Genomic DNA, 12,021 nt, shown 5'->3' with positions numbered 1-12,021 from the left:
GTTCCGGTGTTCCAAACTATAATTCCGAACCACTTTTTTTCCAATCAGAAGGGGATACTCCTGTGGCTTTTTTGAAGGTGGTATTGAATGTCGTTTTGGAATTGAAGCCAGCTTCGAAGGCGATGCCAAGTATTGTCAGATGGGCATGTTTTTCTGAAAGTAGCAGCTCTTTTGCCAGTGTTATTCTATATGCATTGACGAACTGATTGAAGTTCTGACCGTACCCATTATTCAGCAGGGCAGACATTTCATGAACGCTGATGGCCATTTTTTCGGCCAGTGAAGACAGGTCCAGGTCGCTGTCCGTATAAATCCTTTCCCGGGTCATGAGGTCTTCTAAACGGGTTTTTAAACGATCCGGGATGGCAGGTTTTAACGCGGCAGCAGAATAGTCCTTTTGCCGAGCTGCAAAAAATCCCAATCCAAAGACGGTAACAAGGTAAATGCCCGCCGTGTAATGATGAAGTCCGCTGAACCAGATAAACATCATGCAACAGGTACTCCATAATAAGTACCTGAGCCAGGGCAGGTGCATGGGATATCGCATTAGCCGGTAAATGGAGAGGGACATGTAGAGGAAGAACTGCACCTTTACTATTCGTCCCATGATCCAGCCTAAGATCTGGGAGTAAGGGGATGGTAATGAAAAGATATGTTTGTTCAATATGATCTCTGGCAGGACAAACATTAAAAACAAGCCGGCTGGCAGAAAGTGCCAGTAAGCCGTATTTTTAAACCCGTTGGTATAATGGATTACACTTATATACAGTGCAGGTGCCATCGCAAAGCGGGTTAATTCAGTTAAAGACACCATATCAGAAGGTACAATCACCGACGCAATCGCGCAACCAACACAAAAGAAGAATATTCCCAGCCAGCGATTGGCTGGTATATTTACTTTGCCTGAAGTACTGATTAGTAAAAAGGACAGCAAAAAAAGGCTACCACAAGTCAATGCGTAAATCATGTATCAATATACAAAAAGCACCGGTATTTTACCCGGGCGCTTTCATTAAAATATACCAGCCGAAAAGGGATGATCAGGAACGAGCTGTTCCGAAGGCATATTTTTTGAATGATACATTTAAAACCCCAATTGAAAAATAAAATAAAAATTGCCATTATAGGTGGTGGACCTAGTGGATTGTTTATGTACAAACGACTTATTGAAGAAGTCAACTCCGAATATTCCATCGATATCTTTGAAAAGAATGACAAACTTGGTGCAGGAATGCCTTACAGTATCCACGGTGCAAATGAAGAACATATAACGAATGTCTCGGGCAATGAGGTACCAAAGCTTGTAACAGATATTTCGGAATGGATCAGGACGGTCGATGAGTCGATCTTACATGCATATGGAATGAGTGCTGAAAATTTTCATAATTACAAGGTGCTCCCGAGATTGTTATTTGGCCAATATCTTACCGCCCAATTTAAAATGCTGCAGGATTCAGCAGCGAAGCTCCGCATTGAAACAAGTGTATTTTACAACGCTGAAGTAACCGACATCAGGGATGATCGGGAAGCGGGTAAAGTAAGTGTGTATTCTGGTGGACAGTGTTTTATATATGACCGTGTAATTATTTGCTCAGGGCATCACTGGCCTTCAAAATATGAGCGTCGGTTTAAAGGGTGTTTTGATTCACCTTATCCACCGTCTAAATTTAGTTCAGTTAAACACGCTGCTATTGCCATTAAAGGCGCGTCCCTCACGGCTATCGATGCTATCAGAACATTAGCAAGACAACATGGTGTTTTTGATCGTATCAACGACCAGGTGATTTACAGGTTAAACCCTGCTGACAGGTCGTTTAAGATAGTCATGCATTCCAGGAACGGCTTGTTGCCGGCAGTCAGGTTTCACCTGGATGATTCAACTCTTGGCAGGGAATCTGTAATAAGTAAAGAGGAAATTGAGGTGATTAGAAATAATAATGATGGATTCCTCCCGTTGGATGAAGTTTTTGAACGCAATTTCAAAGAGCCGATTAAGGAGAAGCATCCAGAATTTTATTCGAGAATTAAGGAGATGAAAGTCGAAGAATTTGTGGATATGATTATGGAGATGAGGGAAAAAATTGACCCATTTGACTTGTTGAAAGCAGAATATACTGAGGCCGAGAAATCTATCAGGCGTAGACAATCGGTGTATTGGAAAGAGATGCTGGCTGTTTTAAGTTTTGCAATGAATTATCCAGCCAAGTATTTCTCCGCGGAAGACATGATTAGGATCAGGCGTACGCTGTTACCTTTAATTTCTCTTGTTATTGCTTTTGTACCCCAGGGATCTGCAGAGGAATTAATTGCACTGCATAATGCTGAAGTACTTGACTTAATAAGCGTTGGCGAAGATAGTGATGTTGAACCCCATCCCGCCGGCGGTATTATTTATAAATATAAGGATGAAACCGGCAGGCAATGTGCTGTTAATTATGCTACGTTTATTGATTGTACAGGCCAGCCCCACCTTGATTATGAAGATTTCCCTTTTTCTACACTGAGAACCGACGGAACAATAAGCCCGGCTATGGTAAAATTCAGATCTGCTGGCGAGGGGAAGAATGAGTTGGAAAATGGAAATAAGCTGGTTAAACCAGACGAATGCGATAATTATTATTTAAGAGTACCTGGCATTGCTATTAACGACAATTTTCAGGTATTGGATAAATATAATGCTTACAATGAAAGAGTCTATATAATGGCTGTTCCGTTTATTGGCGGGTTTAATCCTGATTATTCCGGATTGGACTTTTGTGAAACGGCTTCTCTGGCTATTGTAAATAGTATAGTCACTAGTTTGAAAATTTAATTCATAGCAAATAAAATTTCATTTATGGTAACAACGTCAAATGACATCCATGTGTTAAATAACCTCATTGAACTGAACAATGATCGTATCGCTGGTTTTGAAAAGGCGGTAGCCGATATCAAAGACGAAAATATAGACCTTAAGGAATTGTTCCTGAAATTCGCTGCACAAAGCCGTAAGAATACGCAGGAGTTAACTGCACTGGTGGCTACCAGTGGCGGCGAAGTTGAAACAGGCAATACAGCTGCAGGAACCTTACACCGGGTATGGATAGATATTAAGTCATTGTTTGGTGGCACAGACAGAGGAAGTATTCTCTCTGAAGCTGAACGTGGTGAAGATGCTATTAAGAAGGCATATCAGGATGCAAGTGTTGATAATGATATTTCAGCAAAGGTGTTGGAGTTAGTGAGAAGCCAGGCTGTAGAAATTAATGCTGCGCACGATGCTATTAAGGCACTCCGCGACGCATCAAAATAATAGTTGCAGGCCGCCATCAAAGGCGGCCTGTCTTTTTTTCGTTTTCTAACTTTTAAATGCTGATATCTTCCGTGAAACCTTTCAGTTGTTGACGGAGAAAATCATCATTTTGATAGCCACAATACGAACTTTCGTGTTCTTGAAAATATCTTAAGTCAGTCCCGCTGATTTATGCCGGCAGAGCAGTTGTAGAAAGCGCTTTGCTCACTCCCATTAGTTTGATTAGCAAGGTCCTTATCTTATCATCTTCCGTATTCCTCACCCCTCATTACATTGTCGTTTGACCATGTAGTCTGCTACCTGGCCATTAGTCCCTGATACGTTCCCAACTCCCCATCTTTTCAATGACAATAGTTTTTTCTCTAACCTTCTAGTTCATCTGCTGAATTGTGGATAAATCATAAAAGAATTACGGGGCGAACACATCCGAAAACGAAGTACTGTTGCGTGAGAGACGGCTGCGTTTATTTATTACTGCATCGGGCGATTGGGTTTACCGGATGAATGCTGACTGGAGCCGTGTGGAAATTTAATTGGTGAAAATTTACAGGCTGATGTGTCCGAACCAATCTCCAGGTGGATGGATAAGGTCATGTTACACGAGGATCATCTATTTAAAAACAAAGCGTTTGTCGTGTTGGGATCTAACAAGAAAATCATCAGTAACGAAAAAGATTGTCCCCTTCTATACAGGATGTTTCTTTAAGAAGCATAAACCGTAATATTTTACGTTAAAACCTGCCTTTGTGTAGATAGTGTATTATATTACATGGAGTATAATAGACTTGCAGCTTTAGTATTCTTAAAGATTTACCCAAATATTACAAGAAAGTTGTAGAAAAGACAATTATAATTCTTCTAAATTTAACCACTTTAGGGACCTCGTGAACGACGAGGGGTTATAGGTGATAATTTAATAATGTGTTCCTTCTTTAGCAGATTAAGGTAAGTACCCGAATTTTTAATCACCTGTAGTTTTTTCCCTGGGAAGCTATGTTTATTGTATTCTATTTAAAAAAAAGCTAAGGGGTATTAAAGTATTAGTAAGCCATTTAGGGGCACAGGAAATTGAATATAGTCATGTAAGCAAACTTTGATTGAATGAACAATGAACGAGCATTAGTATTTTTAGCAGAAGATGATCAGGATGATCAAATAACATTTTTAGAGGCATTAATTGAAGTTAATTTGGCGATAGAGGTGAAGATTTTTGAAAACGGATTTTCGCTATTAGAAGGGTTGGCAAATGGTAAACCTCCTTCTTTAATTATCCTGGATCTGAATATGCCACGACTGAATGGATTAGAAACATTAACTGAGTTAAAGAAGAATGAAGAATTGAAGGATATTCCCAAATTGGTTTGGAGTACATCAGAAAATTCTGAAGTTAAATATGCCTGCATTCAGCAAGGTGCAAATGGTTATTTTGAAAAACCAGATACCTTTAGTGGACTATTAGTGACGATTGAAGATATGATGAAGTGGATTGCCTGACTGAGCTGTTAAACCAACGTACAATCCTTTGTTAGCTTACAGATTAAGAGATCGCATGAAATCACAGACTATAAATAATATAATCGATACCTATCTGAAGAAATGGTTAGAGAATGAACTGAATACATTACCCATAGAAATTGAGCCTGAAATGGCAGACCTGGCACAGGATAAAAACGAAGAGTGGCGCACCTGGTATCCTGTTGACAGTAAAGTTACAGCTGCTGAGATCGGGGAAATAGAAGGGAGAATCGGGCACAAATTTCCTGATGACTACAAGACATTCCTGAAGCACAAACACTTTTACGAACTTCACATTTCCGATGCAACCTTCTGTGAACATCCGGTAAACACCTGGAGAGCAAGTCTTACTAATATGGTTTTTGATGGATATCCAACAGGATTTCTAATTGACAAAGGCTATATACCCTTCGCCAATTGGAGTGATTGGGGATTGCTTTGCTTTGACACGAACGGGAATAATAATGATGACAATAATTATCCTGTCGTATTATGGGATCACGAAATAGCAGATGAGTTTAAAGATATGGCGCAGGATTTCTACGAATTAATCATAAAGCTTGATGAAGAGGAAAACGCGAAAGGCAGGCACTCTTCCTCCATTGGTTAAAATATTGCTGATCAGGATACATTATACCCGCATTGATAGCGACTGGTCGCCTGGGTGGAGAGGTCATGTTCCAGGATCTTCAGATCATAATTTAAAAAGGCACTGTGAATAACCATCACAGTGCCTTTTTCAATTATCTTCACTTCGTTATCTGATTGACACCAGCACTTTAATTACCCCGGTTCCATTCCCGTCAAAATTGCTCAGCGCCTTACCAATCACCTGACCCGGTTTCACTTTGTTCAGATCTGCTTTCATGGCATGCCCTGCTTTGCTGGAAGTCACCAGCAGATCGCCACGTTTGATAGCACCATTTTCACCGCATACTTTTGTAGGAATCACACCAATCACTCCCATAGGAACTTTGTCTACCAGTTCATCGCCCATGTTTTCATCTTCGGTTAATAATACGCCTGGTTTAGTGGCATATACGCCCGCTACCAGTGTAGAGTATGGCTCGGAAGAAAGGGTTACTGTACGATCATCTTCAGTAGAGATCACGAGTACATCGCCGGGGGTATATGCAGCCACATGGCCTTCTACTGCAAATGCTTCTGCCACGTCTGCGCCACTGTTCGCGGTACCTCCATTGAAGAAACCACGGCCTGCTTTGTTTATGCGAGCTACGTTTGAACCTCCGCTTTGCAGGATCATCGGGTCGCCGGAGGCGCCGGTATGATTCACCAGGATACCCGTACCGGTACCCGAGTTATTCACCTGTACTACAGGCTGCCCATTGTTGGTATTGAAGTTAGCAAAACGAGCGGCTTTACCTGTACCGAAGTTAGGAATCCATCCATATACTGCATTACCGTTACCATCACAGGTAGCTTCTATACCATGGCCGTTACCACCTGCGTTCGTAGTAATACCATTACCACTTCCTTCAGTAAGTGAGAGCAGAGCCGGCCCATTGCCAGCGGCGTTGGATGCATAAAACAGGCCAGCATAACCACCGGTTCCGGAAGATAACCCGTAGACGCCGGCAGTACCGAAGTTGGCAAAAATAGAATTTACCTCACCTTTTACAGCAGGAGAGGTACCTGTGGTACGGTCAACCATAAAGTTACCAGCAGTACCATTACCTACTGTTTTTACGGTAATCACATCTGATTGGTTATTGTCATTGAAGATCTCAAAGCGGCCGGCACGACCAGTTGCGAAGGAAGGAACCCATGCATACAACGCATTACCTGCACCATCAATATTGGTTTCAACGCCGTTACCATTTTTTGAAGCATTTGCAGTAATGGCATTACCATTACCGTCATTAATGGATACTAAAGACGCACCATTTCCATTTGTATTTGAAGCATGAAATAAACCTGCAAAACCACCTGTACCTGAAGATACACCGAAGATACCGGCAGCACCGAAGTTGCCGAAGATAGTCTTTACCTCGCCTCTTACGGCAGCAGATACACTATTTGTATTATTTACAAGGAAGGACGCAGCATTACCTTGTGTATTGTCGGGAATGTTACCATTGCTGTTGGTCTCAACCTCAAGGGTATTCACCTCGTTGTTCGCATTATTATTTTCAAAACGACCTGCACGACCAGTACTATTGTTGATACCTACTTGCCCAAATACACCAACACCACTACCTGCAGTGCTGGTTGCAACAAAACCTCTTACACCATAGCCGCCACCGTCGTTTCTACCAACAACTGCACCTGCAATATCACTGGTAGTACGCCCTACGATAGCTTCACCGCCGCCATTGTTGTCACCAACAATACCTGCAGAGGTCTGCTCAGAAGTAATACCTTGTACACCGAAGCCTGCACCTACGGAGCTAAGTACACCTGTACCATTTCCGGTGGTAGATACATTGAGCACGGTTCCGTTACCCACGGAATTGACATTCATTACATTGTTGTTGTTCGCATTATTGAAGATAGAAATGGTGGCAGGAATACCATTCACAGAAGTGGCAGTCAGACCATTACCAGAGTTGCTGTTTGCATACACACCTGTACCATTGGCAGTGGAATTTCCATATACCCCCAAACCATTTGGCGTAACACCGTATACACCCCAGCCGCTACCCGCCTGAGAACCCCATACACCAATACCTAAACCGCCGGTACCATTGTTGATACCCCGCATGGCAGCGGCGAAACCACCGGGAGCAGTTGAATTGATGATACCTCTTACTGCGGCGATGCTGGAAGTGGTAGTGTTATTCACACCTTCGATACTTGTACCATCACCATCATTCGTGATAGAGAACAACGTACCGCCATTGTTTTCTGTGGTAATATAAGGTAGTGTAAAGCCACCACCTGCTGCAGATGGTGCCCAGTTGGTACCATTAAAACGTAAAATCTGACCTGCTGCAGGTGCCGTTGTTGAAACGGGGATTGTTTGGAGTTTGGCAACAGTCGGATTAGGATAATTGCCACTCAGATCACCGCCAGCCGGGCCTGTAGAATTGCCATCGGCACCGGCAGGACCTTGCGGACCTACGGGGCCTTGCGGACCAGTAGGTCCTGCAGGGCCGGTAGCCCCAACATCCCCTTTGTCTCCTTTAGGACCCGTTGCACCAGTTGCACCCGCAGGCCCCACCGGGCCAGTAGCACCGGTAGCGCCTACATCGCCCTTATCTCCCTTAGGACCCGTTGCACCAGTCGCACCGACAGGACCCACCGGGCCTTGTGGACCAGTAGCGCCTACATCTCCTTTATCTCCTTTAGGACCAGCAGCACCAGTCGCACCCGCAGGTCCCACCGGACCTGTAGCACCGGTAGCGCCTACATCTCCTTTATCTCCTTTAGGACCCGTTGCACCAGTTGGACCGACAGGCCCCACCGGACCAGTAGCGCCAGTAGCGCCTACATCTCCTTTATCTCCTTTAGGACCCGCTGCACCAGTCGCACCGACAGGCCCCACAGGGCCTTGCGGACCAGTAGCCCCTACATCTCCCTTATCTCCTTTAGGACCAGCAGCACCAGTCGCACCTGCAGGCCCCACCGGACCTGTGGCGCCAGTAGCCCCTACATCCCCTTTATCTCCTTTAGGACCTGCTACGCCTTGTGGACCCGCAGGACCCACCGGGCCGGTAGCCCCTGCAGGACCTGTAGCACCTGCATCTCCTTTAGGCCCGGCAGGACCAGCAGGACCCTGTGGACCAGCGGGACCCGCAGGACCCGGATTGGCAGCATACATGGCATAAGGTACACTCATCAACTGGGTTGTACCCAGCACGGTAAAACCCTGCCCGAGATTCACTTCTACTTTTAAATACTGATTTGCATTACTCCACGGCACACCGGCAAATGTTCCATTGCTGGCATTACCCTTACCAACCTGGATGGTGAACAGACCCAGTGAATTGGTTGTCACCTCATGTGTTTCTTCGTATTGCAGCACCCCATTCGCAGAACCACCCAGGATAGATGTACGAACAGTCATACTGGTATTGGGCAACACTGTACCATTTGCATTGCGCACTACCGCCTGGTAGTTGGTACCCGTCAACCCTTCCTGGGCATAAGCACCTGCGTAAATGGTAAGTATAAATATTATGCTGAGATAAAATTTCTTCATGATAGCAGATTTGTAATAATTGATCTTTTAGTGCTTTTTTAACTGACCGGAGGTCGCTTTGGAATCAGCCTTTGGCTCTTCTCCCTGTGTCGGAAGTGTGAGTGAAGGAGCAGGGGATGTTTTCGCCTTTTGTTTTTCAAGCGCCGCCTGTGCACTCATGTCAGATGGTGTGGTGGAGGACTGCTTACGGCTCTGTGCGCCCAATAGTCTGGCTTTCGGGGATGCAGTCTGTGGTTTGTAGCTGGTAAAGATCGATTCTTTAGTAGACCTTCCCTGTTGTTTGGGTATGGAATGGTCTCCTATGTTTTCTTTCGCTTCCAGTTTTGCTTTGTCTTCTGCAAAATGGGGGAACAGCACATCCCTGGTACGGGATTGTGCTACTGTGATTGTTGTAGCTGCAGTAATTAAAAATATCAGGAATAGAACTGTTTTCATATGTTGAGTTGAATGTTTATAAGTTTAATCAGCTTTATTGTACCTGCCAAAGTTGTACGCCAGGGTAAACTTCAGTGTACGACGAGGGTAAAGGCTATTACCCGTTGGAATAATATAGGCCATATCTACGCTCAGTCCCTGGATCTGTAAACCAATACCGGAGCTGAAATGCTGCCGCCAGCCTTTGGTAGGAGACTCATAGAAATAACCCGTACGGATATACAATTGGTGCTTGTAACTATACTCTAATCCGCCACCGGCAGTGATTTCACGAATTTCTTCCGAGAAACCGCCAGGTGCATCGTAGAATGAAGTAAAGATCGCCTCAGGTATGCCCCTGTTTGGATCTCTGCCTTTCAGTATCTGATCTGTCACCCCACCGGCAGAATCCAGCTTGTAAGTAGGAGGTGTCGGAATGAGCAGCTTCTGGATATCGGCCAGTATGGTAAACTGATGTTCTATAGTGTTCACAAATGTGTAGCCGCCACCAATGCGCAGGTTCATGGGCAGAAAAGCATGGCGGTTGCCATCATCAGTATACTTTAGCTTACTACCCAGGTTCGAAAAACTAATACCCCAGCAAAAGCGGTTACCTGCCGGATCATATTTCGCATAGTTTTCGTAATAGAGCGAGATGTCGCCGGCTACAGCACTGGCAGGGTGTTGACTCAGACTATTAAAATTCCCCTGTCCCAGATCACTGCGAATGTAGCGAAGTGCAATCGCGATAGAATAACGGTCGCCCAGTTTGCGGGCATAGGTGGCATCAATCGCATATTCTTTGGGTCGATACTGTTGCATCTCCGTTCCATTCTGATCTCTGAACGTAATGGTTCCGTGGGAGAAATAGCGCATAGTCACACCGATGGCTTCATTGTGATCATTGAATGATTTGAATGCTGCCAGATGACCAAGGTTTACACGCTGGTTACTGTTGTTCAGGTCCCACATCCAGGGAGAGTAAGAGGCGGCAATACCCATATCGCCGGCAAACACCAGTTTGGCCCCATTGGCAAACTGTGAATTGACGTCGCTCTCCAGTCCGGTAAGCGCGTCACCGGTGCCGGTACTACGGGCATCGGGATTAACAAGCAGGAAGGAAGCGCCGGGGTTAAGTGCCTGTTGGGAATTCTTCTGCGCCTGCACTATACGGGGAAGTAACAGGCACGCAAAGACACCTATACATAGCGTAAAGATTTTTTGCATAACGATGGTTTAAAGGGTGATACATTACTGTATGATCAGCTTATCCTGGAAGGCATAGCCCCCGGCCTGAACGCGTACAGTATAGATGCCTGCGGCAAAGTGATTGACGGGCAACGTAATGGTGATCCTGCCTGCGGCGTATACTCTGTAGTCCTTATAAACCAGTTGTCCGGCGCTGTTGATGATCATAAGGTAGACAGAATTAGTCGCTACCATGTCGAACTCAATTTTTACGCTGGTGGCAGCGGGATTGGGGTACAAGATCATGTTAAGGACTGGCCTGGTACCCGGGTCAACTGGCGGCAGTTCCTCGGGTTGCTGGAAGCCCTGCGTAATCATCAGTGCGCCCTGGGAAAGAGTGGTTGTAGCGAGGTCGCCGATCGTAAACTGGAAATCTTTGTCATGGACCTTACCTACACCTCCTGAGCTGGCGGTTACCTGTCTGTTCAGTGTCTGCGCGTCGGCTGTACAAACCGCCACTGTATACAGAAAGAATGCCAGCATACATTTGTAAAGTGTGTGCATGTGCGGATATTGGGTTGAATAAAATAAAAGGTTACATATTATTTAGTCGCTTAGAAATCTGGTTGATATATACCGATGCTACACCGAATGCGAACTACAACTGACTGCAAATATGTTGTAATTGCCTGCTGGTGGCAATGTCTAATTTTTACATGGCGGTAATCTTTTTTTAAACGGCAGGCTAAGGAGGACAAACGGTTATGATGTATGTAGAAACAGAGCGGGCGGTGAATTGTTTATTGTCCAATAAAAAAACCTGCGGGTTACCGCAGGTTCCTTAATGAGAAATTTCTTATAAGAACGACTTTTAGTAAACGTTACTAAGATTTACGAACATACTTTGTCAGTATCACAATCGTTTGTTCATTAATTTTACCTTCTATTTGTTCGTGGTTATCTGATACCAACCTGATTTTACGTACAATCGTGCCTTTGGGAGCCATAAAGTTAGCACCTTTCACGTTCAGTCCCTGTGTCAGCACCACTGTATCGCCGTGCTGCAATTCAGTACCATTGCTATCCCGATGTACTGCTTTCACCTCAAAGGCACTCAGCGCCCAATGACTCACTGCTTCGTCCAGCTCTACACCATTTATGATTTCTGCTGCCCATTCCTGATCTTTGTGTTTGTATAGCAGCCGGTAACTCAGCGCCTGCACACTTGGTTCCGCATTCCAGATACTGCCTGCCAGACAATGCCAGTGCATAGCGGCGCCTGCATCTTCCATTGCGGCAGCGCAGGTATTGCAGATGGCTACTTCGTTTTCAATGGCATCATTGTTCCTGGGACTTACTGCAAAGGCCATCGAGGCGTCTTCACTGGTACATAGCTCACAGGTACCGTTACTGCGCTCCCTTAAAGCAGGCGTAATAGTTGTACTCATAA

11 protein-coding genes are annotated in these 12,021 nt (G+C 44.9%); 4 read left to right on the top strand and 7 right to left on the bottom strand.

Features of this window, described 5'->3' with window-relative positions; all coding sequences use genetic code 11:
* Positions 1 to 16: 16 nt before the first annotated feature.
* The gene (locus tag ABDW33_RS16130; RefSeq protein WP_343691109.1) at positions 17 to 967 is read right to left on the bottom strand and encodes a helix-turn-helix domain-containing protein; all 951 of its coding nucleotides are present in this window, start codon (positions 965 to 967) and stop codon (positions 17 to 19) included.
* 108 nt (positions 968 to 1,075) lie between these two features.
* Between ABDW33_RS16130 and ABDW33_RS16125 the strand changes: the two genes are divergently transcribed.
* From ABDW33_RS16125 to ABDW33_RS16110, 4 genes are all read left to right on the top strand, one after another.
* Positions 1,076 to 2,812 (top strand): FAD/NAD(P)-binding protein, encoded by a 1,737-nt coding sequence (locus ABDW33_RS16125; protein WP_343691108.1) that lies wholly within the window; start codon positions 1,076 to 1,078, stop codon positions 2,810 to 2,812.
* A gap of 24 nt (positions 2,813 to 2,836) precedes the next feature.
* Positions 2,837 to 3,292 (top strand): PA2169 family four-helix-bundle protein, encoded by a 456-nt coding sequence (locus tag ABDW33_RS16120; protein WP_343691107.1) that lies wholly within the window; start codon positions 2,837 to 2,839, stop codon positions 3,290 to 3,292.
* Positions 3,293 to 4,393: 1,101 nt separating this feature from the next.
* A complete protein-coding gene (locus ABDW33_RS16115; RefSeq protein ID WP_343691106.1) occupies positions 4,394 to 4,786 on the top strand; it encodes a response regulator in 393 nt (130 codons plus the stop codon).
* A 55-nt stretch (positions 4,787 to 4,841) separates the two neighbouring features.
* Positions 4,842 to 5,417: an SMI1/KNR4 family protein gene (locus ABDW33_RS16110; protein WP_343691105.1), complete on the top strand. Its 576-nt coding sequence runs from the start codon at positions 4,842 to 4,844 to the stop codon at positions 5,415 to 5,417.
* Positions 5,418 to 5,428: 11 nt separating this feature from the next.
* Here the strand turns inward: ABDW33_RS16110 and ABDW33_RS16105 are convergent, their stop codons facing one another.
* The 6 genes from ABDW33_RS16105 to ABDW33_RS16080 form a co-directional block, all read right to left on the bottom strand.
* Positions 5,429 to 5,560, bottom strand: a complete 132-nt coding sequence (locus ABDW33_RS16105) for a hypothetical protein (RefSeq protein WP_343691104.1) — start codon at positions 5,558 to 5,560, stop codon at positions 5,429 to 5,431.
* A gap of 4 nt (positions 5,561 to 5,564) precedes the next feature.
* Positions 5,565 to 8,969 carry a hypothetical protein gene (locus ABDW33_RS16100; RefSeq protein ID WP_343691103.1) on the bottom strand — a complete coding sequence of 1,135 codons (3,405 nt, stop codon included), beginning with the start codon at positions 8,967 to 8,969 and terminating at the stop codon, positions 5,565 to 5,567.
* A 27-nt stretch (positions 8,970 to 8,996) separates the two neighbouring features.
* Positions 8,997 to 9,404 carry a hypothetical protein gene (locus ABDW33_RS16095; RefSeq protein WP_343691102.1) on the bottom strand — a complete coding sequence of 136 codons (408 nt, stop codon included), beginning with the start codon at positions 9,402 to 9,404 and terminating at the stop codon, positions 8,997 to 8,999.
* Positions 9,405 to 9,428: 24 nt separating this feature from the next.
* Positions 9,429 to 10,610, bottom strand: coding sequence for a type IX secretion system outer membrane channel protein PorV (porV, locus tag ABDW33_RS16090; RefSeq protein ID WP_343691101.1), 1,182 nt, complete (start codon positions 10,608 to 10,610; stop codon positions 9,429 to 9,431).
* A 24-nt stretch (positions 10,611 to 10,634) separates the two neighbouring features.
* Positions 10,635 to 11,135: a T9SS type A sorting domain-containing protein gene (locus tag ABDW33_RS16085; RefSeq protein ID WP_343691100.1), complete on the bottom strand. Its 501-nt coding sequence runs from the start codon at positions 11,133 to 11,135 to the stop codon at positions 10,635 to 10,637.
* A 320-nt stretch (positions 11,136 to 11,455) separates the two neighbouring features.
* Positions 11,456 to 12,019: a PhnA domain-containing protein gene (locus ABDW33_RS16080; protein WP_343691099.1), complete on the bottom strand. Its 564-nt coding sequence runs from the start codon at positions 12,017 to 12,019 to the stop codon at positions 11,456 to 11,458.
* Positions 12,020 to 12,021: the final 2 nt, after the last annotated feature.

This window comes from Chitinophaga sp. (genome assembly GCF_039596155.1).
Lineage (GTDB): Bacteria > Bacteroidota > Bacteroidia > Chitinophagales > Chitinophagaceae > Chitinophaga.
Note: the sequence above shows the minus strand (reverse complement) of the source record. Positions and strands in the feature narration are given on the sequence as shown.

Excerpts from the sequence above, each read along its gene's own strand:
- ABDW33_RS16130 (WP_343691109.1), bottom strand. The coding sequence starts at position 967 with ATGATTTACGCATTGACTTGTGGTAGCCTTTTTTTGCTGTCCTTTTTA.
- ABDW33_RS16125 (WP_343691108.1), top strand. The coding sequence starts at position 1,076 with ATGATACATTTAAAACCCCAATTGAAAAATAAAATAAAAATTGCCATT.
- ABDW33_RS16120 (WP_343691107.1), top strand. The coding sequence starts at position 2,837 with ATGGTAACAACGTCAAATGACATCCATGTGTTAAATAACCTCATTGAA.
- ABDW33_RS16115 (WP_343691106.1), top strand. The coding sequence starts at position 4,394 with ATGAACAATGAACGAGCATTAGTATTTTTAGCAGAAGATGATCAGGAT.
- ABDW33_RS16110 (WP_343691105.1), top strand. The coding sequence starts at position 4,842 with ATGAAATCACAGACTATAAATAATATAATCGATACCTATCTGAAGAAA.
- ABDW33_RS16100 (WP_343691103.1), bottom strand. The coding sequence starts at position 8,969 with ATGAAGAAATTTTATCTCAGCATAATATTTATACTTACCATTTACGCA.
- ABDW33_RS16095 (WP_343691102.1), bottom strand. The coding sequence starts at position 9,404 with ATGAAAACAGTTCTATTCCTGATATTTTTAATTACTGCAGCTACAACA.
- porV (WP_343691101.1), bottom strand. The coding sequence starts at position 10,610 with ATGCAAAAAATCTTTACGCTATGTATAGGTGTCTTTGCGTGCCTGTTA.
- ABDW33_RS16085 (WP_343691100.1), bottom strand. The coding sequence starts at position 11,135 with ATGCACACACTTTACAAATGTATGCTGGCATTCTTTCTGTATACAGTG.
- ABDW33_RS16080 (WP_343691099.1), bottom strand. The coding sequence starts at position 12,019 with ATGAGTACAACTATTACGCCTGCTTTAAGGGAGCGCAGTAACGGTACC.